Below are 19,061 nucleotides of genomic sequence, written 5' to 3'. Positions count from 1 at the left end.
CAAGAAGCCAACATAACAGCCAGCACAACAAAGGATAAAAGAATGGCGGCCGAACGCGCACAGAACCTTCAGGACACCTTCCTCAACCACGTCCGCAAGAACAAGATTCCGCTGACCATCTTCCTCGTCAACGGCGTGAAGCTGCAGGGCGTGGTGACGTGGTTCGACAACTTCTGCGTCCTGCTGCGGCGCGACGGGCACTCGCAGCTCGTCTACAAGCACGCCATCTCGACGATCATGCCGGGCCATCCCGTGCAGCTCTTCGAGCCGGACGAGGCCGCGCCCGAGAAGGCTTGAGACGGTTCGGCCCCGCGAGCGGAAGCCTCTGCGCTCTCCCTCTCCCGCAGAGGGGAAAAGGAGAGCGGCGGTAAACGGACCCACCCTTCGTCCTGTCCCGCGCCGACGATTTCCGCCTCCGGCCCCGCTGCAAAGCGGGCGCGCGCTCCCCAGATAGGACAGGGCGTGACGGAGACGGAATGACGGACCTGATATCGAGCGGCGAGGCGAGGCTGAAGGCGATGGCCGCGCCCGAGGGCGAGATCGCCGCCGCGACCCACACCCTCGTGGTCGGCCCCTATCTGACGCGGCCCGCCGGCGGCGCCCCGGCCCCGACGCGCTCGGCCCAGGCGCGGATCGAGGAGGCGGTCGGACTCGCCGCCGCGATCGAGCTCGACGTGGTCGAGGCGATCCCCGTAACGCTGCCGCGCATCCGGCCCTCGACCTATCTGGGCAAGGGCCGCGTCGAGGAGATCGCCGGCATCGTGCGCGCCCGCGAGATCGGCCTCGTGGTGATGGATTGCGCGCTCTCGCCGGTGCAGCAGCGCAACCTCGAGAAGGAATGGGGCGCCAAGGTCATCGACCGCACCGGCCTGATCCTGGAGATCTTCGGGCGCCGCGCCTCGACCCGCGAAGGCACCCTCCAGGTCGAGCACGCGCACCTCGCCTACCAGAAGTCCCGCCTCGTCCGGTCCTGGACCCACCTGGAGCGCCAGCGTGGCGGCTTCGGCTTCCTGGGCGGCCCCGGCGAGACCCAGATCGAGGCCGACCGGCGCATGATCCAGGAGCGGATGACCCGGATCGAGCGCGACCTCGACGCGGTCACCCGCACCCGAGGCCTGCACCGGCAGAGCCGGGCGCGCGTGCCCTACCCGATCGTGGCGCTCGTCGGCTACACGAATGCCGGCAAGTCGACGCTGTTCAACGCGCTGACCAAGGCGCAGGTGGTGGCGCAGGACATGCTCTTCGCCACCCTCGACCCGACCGCGCGCGCCACCAAGCTCCCGCACGGCGAGACCGTGATCCTCTCCGACACGGTGGGCTTCATCTCCGACCTGCCGACCTCGCTGATCGCCGCCTTCCGGGCGACGCTGGAGGACGTGATCGAGGCCGACATCCTGCTCCACGTGCGCGACGTCTCCCACGTCGACACGGAGGCCCAGGCCGAGGATGTCGGCACGGTGCTGCGCGAACTCGGCATCGAGGACGCGCAGGACCGCGTCATCGAGGTCTGGAACAAGGCCGACCTCCTCGACGCGGACGAGCGCACGCGCTTGCTGAACCTCAGCCGCAAGGGCGGCGGACAGGGCAGCGGGACCCAGCGCAACGACCGCGACAGCGCGGCGCCCGTTCTGGTCTCCGCGCTCACGGGCGAGGGGCTCCCCGCGCTGACCAGCCGGATCGAGGCCCGGATCGCGCGCTCCCGCTCGACCTTCGCGGTGGTGCTGCCGCCCGAGGACGGAGCCGCCCTGAACTGGCTCTACGAGAACGCCGAGGTGCTCGACCGGCGCATGGAGGAGGGCGGCACGCTCCACCTCGCGGTGCGGGTCGCGCCCGAGAAGGAGCCGCGCTTCCTCAACCGCTTCGGCGCGGCCCGCCGGCTCACCCGGGCCGAGTAGCCGTCCGATGCGCGGCGCGCAGCACGCTCGCGCCGCCCGGCGGCTGATGCAGGCCGCCAATGGCGGGCGCCTCCTGGCGGTGCGGATCGTCGTGGTGCTCGTGCTGCTGATGGCGGCGCAGGCCTATGACGGCTCCCTGCACGAGCTCAGCCACTGGGTCATCCTCGCGCTCTACGCGGGCAGCTCCGTCTGGTTCGCGCTGGCCGAGCGGGGCGGGGGCCGGCGCGCCGACAGCTACGCCTGGGCCGGCACGCTGCTCAACGCGGGGCTCGCCGCCTACGTCATCGTCGAGCACCTGCTGGCGGGCGCCGACGCCGCGGGCGCGGCCGACGCGGTGAGCCGCCTGCCCGCCTTCCTGCTCCTGCTCCAGACGGCGCTCAGCGTGCGCGTCTGGCACACCGCGCTCTATGCCGGCATCGTGGCGAGCACCTGGGGCATCGCGCTCCTGCTGGCGGCGACCCACCCGACCGGTATGCTCGGCCCCCATGTGGACCTCTCCGAGCAGGTGCCGGCGCTCCTCACCTTCACGGCGGCGAGCCTCGTGGTAATTGACGGGATCTCGCGCCTGCGCGGGGCGGTGGCCGAGGCCCTGCGGCTGGAGCACGAGCGCACGCTGCTCGCCCGCTTCGTGCCCGAGGACGTGGCCGAGGACCTCGCCCGCGAGGGGGGAATGGGCGCCGTGCGCCGCCGCCACGCCTGCCTGATGATCCTCGACATCCGGGGCTTCTCGCGGCTCAGCGCCGAGCATCCGCCCGAGACCATGGTGGAGGCGCTGCTCGCCTTCCGGGCGCTCGCGCAGGGTCTGGTCGCCGAGCACGGCGGCCTCGTGGACAAGTATGTGGGCGACGCGGTGCTGGCCCAGTTCGTGGTGGGCTCGCCCGAGGATCAGGCCCGCGGGGCGCTCGCCTGCGCCCGCGCCGTCCGGACGCGGGTCGCGGCCCTCAACCGGGCGCGGGCGCTGGCCGGCCGCTTCCCCGTGCGCGTCGCGGTGGCGCTGCACGCGGGCGAACTCCTCGTCGGCGTCTTCGACGACGGGGTGCGGGCCGAGTACACGGTGCTGGGGCCGGCCATGAACACGCTGGCGCGGCTCGAAGCCCGCACCAAGGCGGCCGATCTCGACATCGCGGCGTCGGGCGACTTCCTGCGCCTGACCGGTCCGATCCTGCCGGACGGCGTCACCGTCGTCCCCGTCGCGGACGGCGGCAACCCGGCCCTGTTCGCGGTGGCCGAGGGGCGCCAGCGCGTGCCGGCCTGAGAGCGCGCGGCCCTACGGCGTCCAGCGGTACAGCCAGGTCTCGCTCACGGGCCGGTCGCCCCGCCGGAGCTGGAGGCGCAGCTCGCTCGCCCGCTCGCTGCCGGGATCGAGCTCGAAGGCGACGCGCGCGGTCTTGGCTCCCGGATCGGGCAGGAGCTGCTGCCGGGTGATCGTGCCGGGGGCGGCCGAGAGCGCGAGGTCGAGGCCGCCCGCCTCGGCGAGGTCCTCCCCGGCGAAATCGACCAGGAACAGGCGGCGCGGTCCGGCGCTGCCACGCCCGCCCCGGCTCGCCGTCACCCGGGCGAGCGTGGACGGGGCGGGCCGCTCCCAGACCCAGTGCTGGCGGTAGGCGACCTGCAGCGCCCCGTCCTTCGGGAGGGTCTCCTTCGGGCGCCAGTAGGCCAGGACGTTCTCGTTGGCCTCCGAATCGCTCGGGATCTCGAGGAGCACCACGCTGCCCCTCCCCCAATCGTCCCGGGGCTCCAGCCAGAGGGAGGGGCGGCGCTCCCAGTGCTGCACGTCGTCCTCGTAGTCGCGGAAGGCGCGCGCCCGCTGCATCAGGCCGAAGCCCCGGGGATTGTCGTCCACGAAGGCGGAGATCTGCAGGGCGTCCGGGTTGTGCACCGGGCGCCAGATCTGCTCGCCGGAGCCGTTGGCGATGGCGAGCCCGTCGGTGGCGTGCACGGCCGAGCGGGCATCGTCCACGTTGCGGCGGTCGAGGGGGCCGAACAGGTAGCTCGCCTGGCAGCCGCCGAGGCCGAGATGATCCAGGGGCTGCCGGGCGAAGATCGCCGCCTCGACGTCGCAGACCGTGGCGCGGGCCTCCGGGGCGATGCGGAAGCGCAGCGCCGCGACCGCCGATTCGGACTCGACCAGCGCGTGCAGCACGAGCGCCCCCCCGGCCTCCGGCCGCTCGGCGTAGAGGGCGCGGAACAGCGGGAACTCCTCCCCCCGCGCGTCGGCCGGGCGCAGCGTCAGGGCGCGGGCGGTGACCCCGAGCTCCTGGCCGGGCGCGCAGAGCCGGAAGAACGAGGCACCCTGGAACACCCCGATCTCGGCAGGCTCGCCGCCCTGGACCCGCGCCCGCAGGCGCAGGCCCGAGTAGCCCGCCTCGGAGGGCAGGTCGGGCAGGCTGACCCCCTCCGCCTGGAAGCGCGAGCGGTCGTAGGGCAGGGGGCGGACCTCGCCGCCCTCGACGAGGAAGAGCTGAACCGGCTGGGAGAAGATCGAGCCGCGGGGCAGGGGCTCCAGGATCCAGCCGGAATCCTCGCCCTCCCAGACCCCGCGGCCGGGCGCCGGGCGGATCGCCGCGTAGGCCTCGCGGCCGAGTTCGCGCAAGGCGGCCGGCAGGTCGTCGGTGCGCGGCGCGACGTAGGGGCCCCGCGCCCGCTCGCGGGCGTGGGCGACGAGCGCCTCGCGGTCGAAGGGCGCTCCGGGACCGGGAAAGGGGGGCGGCTCGGCGGCCCGCGCCGGGCCGGACAGGAGTCCGGACCCTGCGGCGAGGCCGGCGGCGAGCACCGCGCGGCGAGTCGGGGCGGCGTGAGCGGCGGCGCAGGAAGGCGTGTCGGTCGGCAGGATCGGGGGCCTTGTCGAAGAGGGTCGGCTTCGCAACTCCCCTAGCACGGGCGGCGCTGAACCGGTCCTGAAAAGGATGCGGCCGGCCTGCTCCGCCCCTGCCCGGCACCCTGCCCGGCACCCTGCCCTTGCGTACCGCTGTTGTGCGTTACCCTTGCGCCCGGATCGCGAAGGCGCCATCCGTCGCGCCGATCTCGAACGAAGCCTGAGGACGAGCGGATGAGCGAGCAGACCCGGCGCAGCCTGACGGCGATCGTGCTGGCGGCCGGCAAGGGCACGCGGATGCGCTCCGACCTGCCGAAGGTGCTGCACCGGCTGGCCGGCCGGACCATGCTCGGCCACGTCCTGGCGGCGGCAGAGGCCGCGGGCGCCGACCGGATCGCCGTGGTGGCCGAGCCCGGCCGCGAGGACGTGGCCGCCGAGATCGCGCGCGAGGCGCCGGGCGCCCAGGTCTTCGGCCAGGCCGAGCGGCTCGGCACCGCCCACGCGGTTCTCTGCGCCCGCGCGGCGCTGGAGGCGGGCGACGACGTGGTGGTGGCCTTCGGCGACACCCCGCTGATCACCGGCGCCACCCTCGCCCGGCTCCGCGCACCGCTGGCGGAGGGCGCCGCGGTCGCGGTGCTGGCCTTCGAGAGCGACGACCCGACCGGCTACGGCCGGGTCCTCACCGCGGGCGGGCGGCCGGACGGGCGGGTGCTGGCGATCCGCGAGCAGAAGGACGCGAGCCCGGCCGAACTCGGCGTGCGGCTGTGCAATGCCGGGCTGATGGCGCTCTCGGGCGAGCACGCGCTCGGCCTCCTCACGCGCATCCGCGACGACAACGCGGCGGGCGAGTACTACCTGCCGGACGCGGTGGCGTTGGCGGTGGCCGACGGGCTCGACGTGGCGATGGTGCCGGTGGCGGAGGCCGAGGCGCAGGGCGTCAACGACCGGGTGCAGCTCAGCGAGGCCGAGGCGGTGATCCAGGCGCGCCTGCGCCGCGCGGCGATGCTTGGGGGCGCGACCCTCGTTGCGCCCGACACCGTTTTCCTGAGCTACGACACGGTGTTGGGCCGGGACGTTCTGGTGGAGCCTCATGTCGTCTTCGACACCGGCGTGACGGTCGCGGACGGCTGCGTGGTCCACGCCTTCGCGCATCTGAAGGACGTGCGGCTGGAAGCCTCGGTCAGCGTCGGGCCCTTCGTGCGGCTGCGCGGCGGGGCGGTGCTGGAGGCGGGTTCCGCGATCGGCAACTTCGTGGAGCTGAAGAACGCCCGCCTCGGCCCCGGCGCCAAGGCCGCCCACCTCACCTATCTGGGCGACGCGGAGATCGGCGCGAAGGCCAACGTCGGCGCCGGCACCATCACCTGCAACTACGACGGCGTCTCCAAGCATCGCACCACGATCGGCGCGGGCGCCTTCATCGGCTCGAACTCCGCGCTGGTCGCCCCCGTGACGGTCGGGGCAGGCGCCTACGTGGCCTCGGGCTCGGTGATCACCGACGACGTGCCCGAAGGCGCGCTCGCCGTCGCCCGCGGTCGGCAGGCGACGAAGCCGGGCTGGGCGGAGGCCAAGCGCACGGCGCTGCTGGCGGCGAAGGGCGAAGGGAAGAAAGCGTAGTCTGTTCAGTGCTCTGAATCTTCAAGCTCAAGCGCCCGCTTAGGTCCGGACCTCGGTACCGACAGGGTAGGGCAGGGCACTCTCCCTCCCCCGCAGAGGGGGAGAGAAGATACGCGACATGCAGCGGGGCTGGCCCCGGGCCGTCCCCATCCGGTACAAGCACGGCCGTGCAGCGGATACCGGGCCTTCATGGCCCGGCGGTCCCGTTCCGGATCAGGCCGCGCCCGGCGCGGCGGCAACGTGTTTTTGAGGGCGCGCATCATGTGCGGCATCGTGGGCATCGTCGGGCGCGACACGGTCGCCGACCAGATGGTCGAGGCGTTGCGGCGGCTCGAGTACCGCGGCTACGACTCGGCCGGGCTCGCCACCGTCGCGGACGGACGGCTCGACCGGCGGCGCGCGGAAGGCAAGCTCGTCAACCTGCAGGCCCGGCTCACCGAGCGCCCGCTGCCCGGCGCCACCGGCATCGGCCATACCCGCTGGGCCACGCACGGGCGCCCGAACGAGACCAACGCCCACCCGCACGCCACCGCGCGGCTCGCCGTCGTCCACAACGGCATCATCGAGAACTTCCGCGAGCTGAAGCGGGAGCTGGAGGCCGACGGCGTCCGCTTCGAGACCGAGACCGACACCGAGGTCGTGGCCCAGCTGGTCAGCCGCAACATGGACCGGGGGCAGGGGCCCGTGGAGGCGGTGGCCGCCGCGCTGCCGCGCCTGCGCGGCGCCTTCGCGCTGGGCTTCATCTTTGCGGGCGAGGACGGGCTGCTGATCGGCGCCCGCCACGGCGCGCCGCTGGCCATCGGCTACGGCGAGGGCGAGACCTATCTCGGTTCCGACGCGCTGGCGCTCGCCCCCTTCACGGACGCGCTCACATACCTGGAGGAGGGCGACTGGGCGATCCTCACGCGCGACGGCGCCGAGATCCGCGACGCCGCGGGCACCGTGGTCGAGCGGCAGCGCCAGCGGATCGCCACCCAGGCCTACCGCATCGACAAGGGCAACCACCGCCACTTCATGGCCAAGGAGATCCACGAGCAGCCGGAGGTGGTGGGCCGCACGCTGAGCCACTACGTCGATCTGGCCAACGGCCGGGTGGCCCTGCCCGAGCCCCTGCCCTTCGACTTCGCGAAGCTCTCGCGCCTCTCGATCACCGCCTGCGGCACCGCCTACTACGCGGGGCTGGTGGCCCGGTACTGGTTCGAGAGCATCGCGCGGCTGCCCGTCGAGATCGACGTCGCCTCCGAGGCCCGCTACCGCGAGGCGCCGCTGGAGCGCGACGGGCTGACCCTCGTGATCTCGCAATCCGGCGAGACCGCCGACACGCTGGCCTCCCTGCGCTACGCCAAGTCGCAGGGGCAGCACACGCTCAGCGTCGTCAACGTGCCGACCTCGACCATCGCGCGCGAATCCTCGGCCGTGCTGCCGACGCTGGCCGGCCCGGAGATCGGCGTGGCCTCGACCAAGGCCTTCTCGTGCCAGCTGACCGTGCTGCTCTGCCTCGCGATCCACGCGGGCCGGGCGCGCGGCGTGCTCTCGGCGGAGCGGGAGCGGGCGCTCATCGACGCGCTGATCACGGTGCCGGGCCTGATGGCCGAGGCGCTGACCCGCGAGGCCGAGATCGAGGGGCTGGCCCGCGAGGTCTCGAAGGCCCGCGACGTGCTCTATCTCGGGCGCGGCACCAGCTACCCGATGGCGCTGGAGGGCGCGCTGAAGCTCAAGGAAATCAGCTACATCCACGCGGAAGGTTACGCGGCGGGCGAACTCAAGCACGGGCCGATCGCGCTCATCGACGAGAGCGTGCCGGTGATCGTGATCGCCCCCCACGACGCGGTGTTCGAGAAGACCGTGTCGAACATGCAGGAGGTCGCCGCCCGGGGCGGGCGCATCGTGCTGATCGGCGACGCCAAGGGCGCGGCCGAGCACGGGCTCGACACGCTGGCGACCGTGACCATGCCGGCCCTCGACGCGACCGTGGCGCCGATCGTCTACGCGGTGCCGATCCAGCAGCTCGCCTACCACACGGCCGTCTTCATGGGGAAGGACGTGGACCAGCCCCGCAACCTCGCCAAGTCGGTCACGGTGGAGTGAGCGCCGCGGGGTGAGGCGAGCGGGGCCCGGCCATTTCGCGCCCGGCCGGATCCGGCTATCAGCCCGCCTCATGCCCGGCACCCCCTCCCTGCTCGCCCCCGACGACATCGCCCACATCATCCAGGTGGCGCTGGCGCCGGCCTTCCTGCTGAGCGCGCTCGCGACCTTGCTCAACGTGTTCTCGACCCGGCTCGGGCGCGTGGCCGACAAGGTCGACGCCGCGGCGGCGGCGCTGCGCACCGCCGGCCCGGCCGAGGCCGCGGGGCTGTCGCGCCAGCTCGCCTTCCTGCGCCGCCGCTCCTTCGTGCTCGACGGCGCGGTGGTGCTCGCCTGCGCCGCCGGCGTCATGACGGGCGCCGCGGTGCTCACGCTGTTCGTGGGCGCGATGCGGGACGCCGCGACCGCCTCGGTGCTGTTCGGCTGCTTCGGCGTGGCGCTGGTCTCGACCGTCGCGGCGCTCGCCGCCTTCCTGGTCGAGATCCTGATGGCCGGCCGCGGGATCCGCGACGCGGTGGACCGCCAGCAGGCCCACGCCTCCGACCGCGTCGCCGAACGGCCGTGAGCGGGAGCGACGGGTCTTGAAGCCGGAACCGGATGCCGTGCCCGCGGACGTGCCCGCGCACCGAACCACCGCCCGCGCCCCGCGCCTCGCGGCGGCCCTGATCGCGCTGACGGCCGCCGCGGGCCTGGCGGCGGGCTACGCTGCCGTGCTCGACCGGACGGGCTCGCACGCGGCCGCGGTCGCGCGGATGCTGAACTACTTCACCAACACCACGGGGCTCGTGGTCGCGATCCTGTTCGGGGCGATTGCGCTCCGGCCGGGATCCTGGCTGCGGCCCTGGCCGGTGGCCGGCACGGCGCTCGCCTGCCTCCTCGTCGGGATCGTCCAGCGCCTGCTGCTCGCGGGCCTGCGGGTGCCGCAGGGGGCCGACCGCGTCGCCGACATCCTGCTCCACCTCGCCGTGCCGGCCCTGGTGCCGCTGTTCTGGCTGACCTTCGTGCCGAAGGGGAGCCTGCGCTACCGCGACGCGCTGCTCTGGGCGCTCTACCCGCTGGCCTTCCTGGCCGTCACGCTGGTGCGCGGGGCGACGACGGACTGGTATCCCTACCCCTTCGTGAACGTCGCCCGGTTCGGCTGGGCCGCGGTGATGGCGAATGTGGGCGGCATCGCCGCGGGCTTTCTCGCCACCGGGGCGGCCCTGGTCGCCCTGGACCGGCGCCTCGGCGCGGCCGCGCGTTCCGATCCCCGCCCTTGAGGCCGGCAAGCGCAGCCGCTACCTCTCGGGGGTCGGCCCCAGCGGCCGTCGGTCGGACAAGGGCAGCCGTGGCCCCACCCATCCCGCCGCTCCCGGAGATCGATCCCGGTGCCCCGCGCAGGCGGGTGAGCGCCCGCGGCCGGCTGCGGACCTACTTCCTCACCGGCATCATCGTGGCGGGGCCGCTCGCCATAACCGCCTACCTGACGTGGTGGTTCATCGCGCTGATCGACGGCTGGGTGAAGCCGCTCGTGCCCGCGAACTACCTGCCGGACCACTACCTGCCCTTCTCGATTCCCGGAATCGGCCTCGTCATCGCCTTCCTGGCGGTGACGCTGCTGGGCTTCCTCACCGCCAACCTCGTCGGGCGCTCGGTGATCGAGTTCGGCGAGGTGCTGCTCGCCCGCACGCCCGTGATCTCGGGGCTCTACCGGGGCCTGCGCCAGATCTTCGAGACCCTGTTCTCGGCCAACGGCACCTCGTTCCGCACGGTCGGGCTGGTCGAGTTTCCCGTGAAGGGGACGTGGTCGGTGGTCTTCCTCTCGGCGCCCGCGGCGAGCGAGGTGCAGGAGGCGCTGCCGCGCGGCGAGGGGGCAGGGCACGATTATGTCGGGGTGTTCCTGCCCTGCGCGCCGAACCCGACCACGGGGTTCTTCTTCTACCTGCCGCGCGCCGACATCATCGAGGTCGGCATCAGCGTGGAGGATGCGGCCAAGCTCGTGATGTCGGCGGGCGTGATCCAGCCGGAGGACCCGCAGGGACGGCTGCACGCGATGGCGGCAACCTTGCGGACGGCGCAGCAGGGGCAGGGCGCGGCGCGTCCGGAGGCCGAGCGGCAGGATGCGTGAGCCGGACGGCGCGGGGACGGGAGGTCCGGGCCCGACCGCGCGGGCCGGGCGGAGGCAAGGCTTACGAGGCGCTCGCGGTGATGACCGGGGCCTTAGCGACGGGCGCGCCGCGCTGTCCCCCCATCCAGCCGGTCGAGGTCTCGGCGGCGAGCAGCAGGGCCAGCGCCAGCGCGAGGCCGTTGGCGGCGATGAAGAGCGGGCGGGAGGCGGCACGCACCGTGTCGGCGGCCGATACGGCGGCCGGAGCCTTGGCGGCGCTGCCGTCCGAGATCGGCAGGAGCCACGCCTCGTGCGCGGTCCAGCCCTCGGAAGAGCCCGGGAGGCCTTGGAACGGTCCGTTGAGCATCGGCTTGCCCTCCGTCTTTTCGCTGTCGGTTCCCCATGGGTTCAGGAAACCGTTCATCTCGAGTTAAGGTTGGAGCCTGAACGCTGCAAGGGATCATGCCCCCACAGCGCCTCCGGCACAAGCCGGAATCTGAACGGCACCTGAACCGCGTGGTCGCAGGACCCGTTCCACGCCGCGTATTCATCCCCCGTTCACGAGGCCGCGAGAGGGTCGGGGCGTGGCTTTTCCGGGGCGCGGGCGTTCGGGTTCGGCACATGAACGCAGGTTCGGCAAGCGAACGCCCGTTCGCCTACCCCGCCTCGAGCAGCCGGATCGCCGCCTCGCGCTCGAAGAGGTAGAGCAGCACCCGCAGCGCCCGGCCCCGCTCGCTCCGCAAGGTGGGATCGCGCTCCACCACCATGCGGGCGTCGTCGCGGGCGGCCTCCAGGAGGTTCGCGTCGCTCTCCAGCCGGGCCAGCCGGAAGGCCGCCACGCCGGACTGGCGCGTGCCCAGCACCTCGCCCTCGCCGCGGAGCTTCAGGTCGGCCTCGGCGATGCGGAAGCCGTCCTCGCTCTCGCGCATCATCTCCAGCCGCGCGCGCGAGACCTGGCCGAGCGGCCCGCGGTAGAGCAGCAGGCAGGAGGAGGCGGCCGAGCCGCGCCCGACCCGGCCTCGCAGCTGGTGGAGCTGGGCCAGCCCGAAGCGCTCGGCATGCTCGATCACCATGATGCTGGCCTCCGGCACGTCGACGCCGACTTCGACCACCGTGGTGGAGACGAGGAGCTTGGTCTCGCCCGCCTGGAAGCGCGCCATGGCGGCGTCCTTGTCGGGGCCCGGCATCTTGCCGTGGATCAGCCCGACCGCGTCGCCGAAGTATTTCTGCAAGTCCTCGAACCGAGCCTCGGCGGCGGCGAGGTCCACGAACTCGGATTCGGCCACCAGCGGGCAGATCCAGTAGGCGCGCTCGCCCCGCTCGAAGGCGCGCCCGAGCCCGGCCACCACCTCCTCGATCCGATCGACCGAGAGCGTCACGGTCTTGATCGGCTGGCGGCCGGCAGGCTTCTCGTTGAGGATCGAGACGTCCATGTCGCCGAAGAAGGTGAGCGCCAGCGTGCGGGGGATCGGCGTCGCGGTCATCACGAGGAAGTCGACCGCCTCGCCCTTGGCGCCGAGCGCGAGGCGCTGGTGCACGCCGAAGCGGTGCTGCTCGTCCACCACCGCGAGGCCGAGATCGCGGAACACCACGGCCTCCTGGAACAGTGCGTGGGTGCCGACCAGCACGTCGATCTCGCCCGCCGCGAGGTCCTTGAGCGTGGCGCGGCGCTCGGCGGCCCGGTCGCGCCCGGTGATCAGGCGGAGCCTCAAGGGGCCGGCGAGGGGGGCCAGGCGCTCGTAGTGCTGGCGGGCCAGGATCTCGGTCGGGGCCATCAGGGCGGCCTGCCGCCCGGCCTCGACGGCCGACGCCATGGCGAGCAAGGCCACCGCGGTCTTGCCCGAGCCGACATCGCCCTGGAGCAGGCGCAGCATGCGCCGGTCGGCGGCGAGATCCGCGCGGATCTCGGCGACCGCCCGGGCCTGCGCGCCCGTGAGGCCAAAGGGCAGGCCCGCCTCGATGCGGCGGCTCAAGGTGCCGTCGCCCGCGTTGACGCGCCCCGCCTTGCGGCGCTGGCGGGCGCGCAGCAAGGCCAGCGCCAGCTGCGAGGCCAGCAGCTCGTCGTAGGCGAGCCGCCGCCGCGTCGGCGTCGAGGGGGGCGGCTGGAGCGGGTCGGTGGCCTTCGGGGGCGCCTCCCTCGGCCGGTGCTCGGCGGTGAGCGCGTCCGCGAAGGGCGGCCAGTTGTTGCGGGCAAGCCAGGCCGGGTCCTGCCACTCGGGCAGGACCGGCAGGCGCTCCAGGGCGGCCACCGCCAGCTTGCCGATGGCCCGCGAGGTCAGCCCCTCGGTGGCGCCGTAGATCGGCTCGACCGGGGGGAGGGCGGCGAGCCCTTCCTCATCCATGATGCGGGCGGGATGCACCATCTGGCGGTGCCCGTCCCAGAGCTCGATCTTGCCCGAGACGTAGCGGTGGGCACCAAGGGGCAGCATCTTGGCGATGCGCGGGGCCGGCATGCCGAAGAACACGAGGGTGATGTCGCCGCTCTGGTCCTCGGCCAGCACCCGGTGCGGGCGCCGCCCGGCGCCGGGCTGGGGCGGCCGGTGCTCCACCACGGTGACGCCGAGCGTCACCGGCTCGCCCGGCGGGGCCTCGGCGATCGAGCCCTTCATCTGCCGCGACACGCCCCCGTAGGGCAGGTGGAACAGGAGGTCGACGATGCGGGCCGGCTGCTCCGGCGTGCCGAGCAGCCGCTCGATCATCGGCGCCAGCTTGGGCCCGACGCCGGGGAGGCCGCGGGCCGGGGCGAAGAGCGGGTCGAGCAGGCTCGGGCGGAGATCGGGGGTGTGGTCTTGGGTGTCGTCGGTCATCGGGCCGGGAGGGTAGGGGGACGCGCCTTACTATCGGGTGGCGGGCGCCCCGTCCCGGGGCCGGCGCGTCGCGCTCGCATCTCACGGCCGGAGACTCTACATGAGCGGGCGACTGCCACTGCCCAGGATCGTCCGATGTCCGGCACCACCCGCTCCAGCGCGGATCTCGACCCGCGCCGCCGCCGCACCCTCTACCGCGCCTGGCACCGGGGCATCCGCGAGATGGATCTGATCATGGGTCGCTTCGCCGACGCGGAGATCGGCACGCTCTCGGACGACGAGCTGACCGCGTTCGAGGCGCTGATCGAGGTGCCGGACCGGGACCTGTTCCGCTGGCTCACCGGGGAGATCCCGGCGCCGGAGAACTACGACACCGCGGTCTACCGGCGCCTGAAGGCGTTCCACAAGCACGACGCGCCGATCCACGGGTAGAGACAATCTGACAGCGCGCGGCCCCGGCCGCGCATCTTCCCCCTGCGGGGGAGGGTGCCGAACGAAGTGAGGCGGGAGGGGGAACGACGTTTCAGGATAGAGCGCTGCCAGCACGGCAGGGCCCTGCCGGAAGCCGGGCTCCCCTCTCCCGACCCGACCTTAGGGCCGGCCCACCCTCCCCCGCAGAGAGGGAGGGAAGGCGCGAAAGCGGAACCGGATAAGAAGACCTCCTCGGACCTCATGGCCAAACCCCAGCCCAAAGCCCCGGCACCCGCCCCGAAGCCGCAGGTCGCGCGCTTCGCCCTGCCGAAATCCGCCCCGCTCACCAAGGCCATCGACGCGCTGAAGGCCGGCGACAGCCCGGTTCTGGCGGGCGTGCCCGAGGGCTTCGACGCCCTCGTGGTGGCCGACCTCGCCCGCGCCCTCGCGCGCGGCCACGAGGGCCCGGCGGTGCTCGTCCACGTGGCGCGCGATTCCGGGCGCTCGGCGGCCTTCGCGAGCGCGCTCCGCTTCGTCGCCCCCGAGATCGAGGCGATGAGCGTGCCGGCTTGGGACTGCCAGCCCTACGACCGCACCTCCCCCACGGCCGCCGTCTCGGCCCAGCGCATGACCGCGCTGTCACGCCTCACCCGGGCGCGCTCCACGGAGGAGGCGCCCCGCATCCTCTGCACCACCGTCAACGCCCTGGTGCAGCGCGTGCCGCCGCGGGACCGGATCGCGGTCGAGACCTTCTCGGCGGCGATCGGCAACGTCGTGTCGATGGACAAGGTGGTGGCCTGGGTCGAGGCCAACGGTTTTTTGCGCACGGGGACCGTGCGTGACACGGGCGAATATGCGGTGCGCGGCGGCATCCTCGACCTGTCGCCCCCGGGCCTGCCGAACCCGATCCGCCTCGACTTCTTCGGCGACACCCTCGAATCGATCCGGGCCTTCGACCCCGAGACGCAGCGCACGGTGGGGCAGCTCCGCTCCCTCGACCTCGTGCCGATGAGCGAGGTGCAGCTCACCACCGAGACGATCCGGCGCTTCCGGCAGGGCTACATCACCAGCTTCGGCGCCGTGACCCGCGACGACCGTCTCTACGAGACGGTGAGCGAGGGCCGCCGCTACAGCGGCCTCGAGCACTGGATGCCGCTCTTCTACGACAAGCTCGACACCCTGTTCGACTACGTGCCGGGCGTGCCGCTGATCTTCGACCCGCAGGTCGAGGACGCGGTCTCGGAGCGCATCGCCCTGGTCCAGGACTACTTCCAGGCCCGCGAATCGGCCCTGAAGACACCGCAGGCGGGCGTGGCGCCCTACAAGCCGCTGCCGCCCCGCGCGCTCTACCTCACCCCGAACGAGTGGAAGGAGCGGGTCGGCGCCACCCGCGTCGCGCAGCTCAGCCCGTTCTCGGAAGCCGAATCCTCCGCCCGCCGGGTGATCGATTGCGGGGCCAAGCAGGGCCGCAATTTCGCGCCCGAGCGCCAGAGCGAGGACACCAGCGTGTTCGACGCGGCGGTGGCGCATATCCGCGACCTGCAGGCCTCCGGCCACCACGTCATCCTCGGCGCATGGTCCGACGGCTCGCGCGACCGGCTCTGCGGCGTGCTCTCGGACCACGGCTTCCGCAAGCCCGTGGCGATCACCCGCCTCACCGACATCTACGCGCTCAAGCGCGGCACCGACGCCGCGGTCGCGGTCTGGGGCCTGGAGGCCGGGTTCGTCGCGGGCGAGCTCGCGGTCGTCTCCGAGGGCGACATCCTGGGCGACCGGCTGGTGCGCCAGAAGCGCAAGGCCAAGCGGCCCCAGGACGTGATCCTGGAGGTGCAGGCGCTCCAGCCCGGCGACCTCGTGGTCCATGCCGACCACGGCATCGGCCGCTTCGTCGGCCTCAAGACCATCACGGCGGCCGGCGCCCCGCACGATTGCCTAGAGCTGCAGTACACAGGCGGCCTGCTGCTCCTGCCGGTCGAGAACATCGAGCTGCTGACCCGCTACGGCTCGGAGGATTCGGAGGTCGCGCTCGACCGCCTCGGCGGCGGCGCCTGGCAGGCCCGCAAGGCCAAGATGAAGCGCCGCATCCTCGAGATGGCTGGCGAGCTGATCAAGGTCGCGGCCCAGCGCTTCGTGCGGCAGGCCCCGCGCCTGCATCCGCCGGAGGGACTCTACGGCGAGTTCGCGGCGCGCTTCCCCTACGACGAGACCGAGGACCAGGCCAACGCCATCGACGCGGTGCTCACCGACCTCAACGCGGGCCGGCCGATGGACCGACTGGTCTGCGGCGATGTCGGCTTCGGCAAGACCGAGGTGGCGCTCCGCGCGGCCTTCGCCGCCGCCATCTCCGGCAAGCAGGTGGCGGTGGTGGTGCCCACCACGCTCCTCGCCCGCCAGCACTACCGGACGTTCGCCGAGCGCTTCAAAGGCCTGCCCGTCCAGGTGGCCCAGCTCTCGCGCTTCGTCTCGGCGGGCGAGCTGAAGCAGACCCGGGCGGGGCTGGCGGCCGGCACCGTCGACATCGTGGTCGGCACCCATGCGGTGCTCGCCAAGAATATCGCCTTCAAGGATCTCGGCCTGATCATCGTGGACGAGGAGCAGCATTTCGGCGTGGCCCATAAGGAGCGGCTGAAGACGCTCCAGGCCGACGTGCACGTGCTGACCCTCTCGGCGACCCCGATCCCGCGCACGCTCCAGCTCGCCATGACGGGGGTGCGCGAGCTGTCGATCATCGCCACGCCCCCGGTCGACCGGCTGGTGGTGCGCACCTTCGTGACGCCGTTCGACCCGCTGACCATCCGCGAGGCGCTGCTGCGCGAGCGCTATCGCGGCGGCCAGTCCTTCTACGTGGTGCCGCGGATCGAGGATCTGGCGGAAGTGAAAAAATTCCTCGACGCCGAGATGCCCGAGATCAAGGTCGCGGTGGCCCACGGCCAGATGGCGGCGGGGCAGCTGGAGGACGTGATGACGGCCTTCTACGAGGCCAAGTTCGACGTTCTGCTCTCGACCACCATCGTGGAATCGGGCCTCGACATCCCGACCGCCAACACGCTCATCGTGCACCGGGCCGACATGTTCGGCCTCTCGCAGCTCTACCAGCTGCGCGGCCGCGTCGGCCGCTCGAAGGCGCGCGCCTACGCGCTGTTCACGACGCCGGCGAACCGCCAGCTCACCGCCCAGGCCGAGCAGCGCCTGAAGGTGCTGCAGAGCCTCGACACGCTCGGCGCCGGCTTCCAGCTGGCCTCCCACGACCTCGACATCCGCGGCGCTGGCAACCTCCTCGGCGACGCGCAGTCCGGCCACATCAAGGAGGTCGGCTACGAGCTCTACCAGCAGATGCTGGAGGACGCCGTCACCGCCCTGAAGGCCGGCATCGAGGACGTGCCGGAGGAAGCGTGGTCGCCGACCATCGCGCTCGGCGCCCCGGTGACGATCCCCGAGACCTACGTGGAGGATCTGGGCGTGCGCCTCGCCCTCTACCGACGGCTCGCGACCATCGAGAACGACGCCGAGATGGAGAGCTTCGGGGCCGAGCTGATCGACCGGTTCGGGCCGCTGCCGCCGGAGGTGGAGCAGCTCCTGAAGATCGGCACGATCAAGCTCCTCTGCCTGGAGGCCAACGTCGAGAAGGTGGAGGCCGGGCCGAAGGGCGTGGTGGTCCACTTCCGCGAACGGAGCTTCGCCAACCCGCAGGGTCTGGTGGCCCTGGTCGCCGAGCAGGGCTCCTTCGCCAAGGTGCGGCCCGACATGAGCGTGGTCTTCATCCGCGAGCTCACCACGATCCCGGCCCGCCTGAAGACCGCCACCGAGGTGCTGCGCAGCCTCGCCGGCATCGCCCGCAAGGCGAGGAAGGCGGCTTAGCCCCGCCGCTCTCCCTCCCCCTTCTGCGGGGGAGGGTGGGCCGGCCGTCAGGCCGGGTCGGGAGAGGGGAACCCGGCGAGCGGATGAGGCTGTGCCCGTCATGACAGTCGCGGCCATACCTGGGATCGGGCTCCCCTCTCCCGACCCTCTTCGGGGGCCACCCTCCCCCGCAGAGGGGGGAGGGAGCGCGCGCGCCGCGGCATCGGGGCGCCCGCGACGGAACGGTCGCGTGAACCTATCTCACCGCGTAAGACACCGCGTTCTTCGCCGGAGGCCCTCCCCGTGACCGATACCCGCACCGAGGTCGCCGTCGTCGGCGCGGGCGCCGCCGGGCTCGCCGCGGCGCTCGTGCTGGCGCAGGCCGGCGTCTCGACCGCCCTCGTCGGCAGGCACGCCCCCGTGGCGGACGGGCGCACCGTGGCGCTCCTCGACGGATCGGTGCGCTTCCTCGACGCGCTCGGCGCCTGGGGCGCGATCGCGCCCCAGGCCGCGCCGCTCGCCGTGCTGCAGATCGTGGACGATACGGGGAGCCTGTTCCGGCCGCCGCCCGCCCGCTTCCACGCCACCGAGATCGGCCTCGAGGCCTTCGGCTGGAACGTCGAGAGCGCGGGCCTCGTCGAGTCGCTGCGCGCCCGGGCGCGCGAGACGCCGAACCTCGCGCTGATCGAGCGCGATGCGGAATCCTGCGCGGCCGGCGAGGCGGAGGCCCGCCTCACGCTCGCGGACGGCGGCGCGGTCGCGGCTCGCCTCGTCGTGGCGGCGGACGGTGCCCGCTCGCGCCTGCGCGCGGGCAGCGGCATCGCCGTGCGGGACTGGTCCTACCCGCAGGCGGCGCTGACCACGATCCTGGCCCACGACCGGCCGCATCGCGACGTCTCGACCGAGTTCCACACGAGGAGCGGCCCGTTCACGCTCGTGCCGCTGCCGGGCGGGCACCGCTCCAGCCTCGTCTGGGTCACGGACACCGCGCGGGCCGAGGCGCTCGCCGCGCTCGACGACGACTCCCTCGCCGCGGCGATTGAGGCCCAGGCCAAGGGCATGCTCGGGCGGATGCGGATCGATGGGCCGCGCGGCCGGGTGCCGATGCGGGGCCTCGCCGTGGCGAGCCCGGTGGCGCACCGCCTCGCCCTGATCGGAGAGGCGGCCCACGTCTTCCCGCCGATCGGCGCGCAGGGGCTGAATCTGGGCCTGCGCGACGCCGCCGCCCTGCGGGACGCGGTGCGGGCGGCCGTGGCGGACGGGCGCGATCCCGGCGCCCGCGCGGCGCTGGCCGGCTTCGCCCGGAGCCGCCGCCGGGACGCGGCGTTGCGGACCGCGGTCGTGGACGGGCTCAACCGCAGCCTGCTCACCGCGCTGGCGCCGCTCGACGCCCTGCGCGGCCTCGGCCTCGTCGCCATGCAGACGGTGGGGCCCCTGCGGCGCGCGGTGATGCGGGAGGGCGTGCTGCCGCGCTCCGGCGTGCCGGAGCTGATGCGGGCGGGCCGCTGAAG

At 73.2% G+C, this 19,061-nt stretch carries 14 protein-coding genes; 11 read left to right on the top strand and 3 right to left on the bottom strand.

The annotated features are described in order from the left end of the window. The first annotated feature begins 42 nt into the window (after window positions 1-42). The 3 genes from hfq to DK427_RS17820 all read left to right on the top strand — a co-directional run bounded on the left by hfq (window position 43) and on the right by DK427_RS17820 (window position 3,150). A complete protein-coding gene (hfq, locus tag DK427_RS17830) occupies window positions 43-297 on the top strand; it encodes an RNA chaperone Hfq (RefSeq protein WP_109952432.1) in 255 nt (84 codons plus the stop codon). 179 nt (window positions 298-476) lie between these two features. Continuing rightward, complete coding sequence (hflX, locus tag DK427_RS17825) at window positions 477-1,895, top strand: GTPase HflX (protein ID WP_109952431.1); 1,419 nt, start codon at window positions 477-479, stop codon at window positions 1,893-1,895. Between the two features lie 7 nt (window positions 1,896-1,902). Next, window positions 1,903-3,150, top strand: a complete 1,248-nt coding sequence (locus DK427_RS17820) for an adenylate/guanylate cyclase domain-containing protein (RefSeq protein WP_109952430.1) — start codon at window positions 1,903-1,905, stop codon at window positions 3,148-3,150. 12 nt (window positions 3,151-3,162) lie between these two features. Here DK427_RS17820 and DK427_RS17815 read toward each other — a convergent pair whose 3' ends face one another. Further along, window positions 3,163-4,668, bottom strand: coding sequence for an OpgD/OpgG family glucan biosynthesis protein (locus tag DK427_RS17815; RefSeq protein ID WP_245930616.1), 1,506 nt, complete (start codon window positions 4,666-4,668; stop codon window positions 3,163-3,165). A 276-nt stretch (window positions 4,669-4,944) separates the two neighbouring features. Between DK427_RS17815 and glmU the strand changes: the two genes are divergently transcribed. From glmU to DK427_RS17790, 5 genes are all read left to right on the top strand, one after another. Continuing rightward, a complete protein-coding gene (gene glmU / locus DK427_RS17810) occupies window positions 4,945-6,324 on the top strand; it encodes a bifunctional UDP-N-acetylglucosamine diphosphorylase/glucosamine-1-phosphate N-acetyltransferase GlmU (protein ID WP_109952428.1) in 1,380 nt (459 codons plus the stop codon). Window positions 6,325-6,585: 261 nt separating this feature from the next. Further along, complete coding sequence (glmS, locus tag DK427_RS17805) at window positions 6,586-8,412, top strand: glutamine--fructose-6-phosphate transaminase (isomerizing) (RefSeq protein WP_109952427.1); 1,827 nt, start codon at window positions 6,586-6,588, stop codon at window positions 8,410-8,412. 70 nt (window positions 8,413-8,482) lie between these two features. Next, complete coding sequence (locus tag DK427_RS17800; RefSeq protein ID WP_109952426.1) at window positions 8,483-8,974, top strand: DUF2721 domain-containing protein; 492 nt, start codon at window positions 8,483-8,485, stop codon at window positions 8,972-8,974. Between the two features lie 16 nt (window positions 8,975-8,990). Further along, entirely contained in the window at window positions 8,991-9,668 is a 678-nt protein-coding gene (locus DK427_RS17795) for a Pr6Pr family membrane protein (protein WP_245930615.1), read from the top strand. Between the two features lie 68 nt (window positions 9,669-9,736). Continuing rightward, complete coding sequence (locus DK427_RS17790) at window positions 9,737-10,516, top strand: DUF502 domain-containing protein (RefSeq protein WP_109952425.1); 780 nt, start codon at window positions 9,737-9,739, stop codon at window positions 10,514-10,516. A gap of 61 nt (window positions 10,517-10,577) precedes the next feature. Here the strand turns inward: DK427_RS17790 and DK427_RS17785 are convergent, their stop codons facing one another. Both DK427_RS17785 and recG read right to left on the bottom strand, forming a co-directional pair. Continuing rightward, on the bottom strand, window positions 10,578-10,862 hold the full coding sequence (locus DK427_RS17785) for a hypothetical protein (protein WP_162559825.1): 285 nt from the start codon (window positions 10,860-10,862) through the stop codon (window positions 10,578-10,580). 289 nt (window positions 10,863-11,151) lie between these two features. After that, window positions 11,152-13,302: an ATP-dependent DNA helicase RecG gene (gene recG, locus DK427_RS17780; protein WP_109952423.1), complete on the bottom strand. Its 2,151-nt coding sequence runs from the start codon at window positions 13,300-13,302 to the stop codon at window positions 11,152-11,154. Window positions 13,303-13,437: 135 nt separating this feature from the next. Between recG and DK427_RS17775 the strand changes: the two genes are divergently transcribed. The 3 genes from DK427_RS17775 to DK427_RS17760 all read left to right on the top strand — a co-directional run bounded on the left by DK427_RS17775 (window position 13,438) and on the right by DK427_RS17760 (window position 19,059). Beyond that, entirely contained in the window at window positions 13,438-13,734 is a 297-nt protein-coding gene (locus tag DK427_RS17775; protein WP_109952422.1) for an FAD assembly factor SdhE, read from the top strand. A gap of 240 nt (window positions 13,735-13,974) precedes the next feature. Then, complete coding sequence (gene mfd / locus DK427_RS17770; protein WP_109952421.1) at window positions 13,975-17,571, top strand: transcription-repair coupling factor; 3,597 nt, start codon at window positions 13,975-13,977, stop codon at window positions 17,569-17,571. Between the two features lie 282 nt (window positions 17,572-17,853). Next, a complete protein-coding gene (locus DK427_RS17760; RefSeq protein WP_109952420.1) occupies window positions 17,854-19,059 on the top strand; it encodes a UbiH/UbiF family hydroxylase in 1,206 nt (401 codons plus the stop codon). Window positions 19,060-19,061: the final 2 nt, after the last annotated feature.

Origin of the sequence: Methylobacterium radiodurans (assembly GCF_003173735.1) — a bacterium.
Classification (GTDB): Bacteria; Pseudomonadota; Alphaproteobacteria; order Rhizobiales; family Beijerinckiaceae; genus Methylobacterium; species Methylobacterium radiodurans.
Note: the sequence above shows the minus strand (reverse complement) of the source record. Positions and strands in the feature narration are given on the sequence as shown.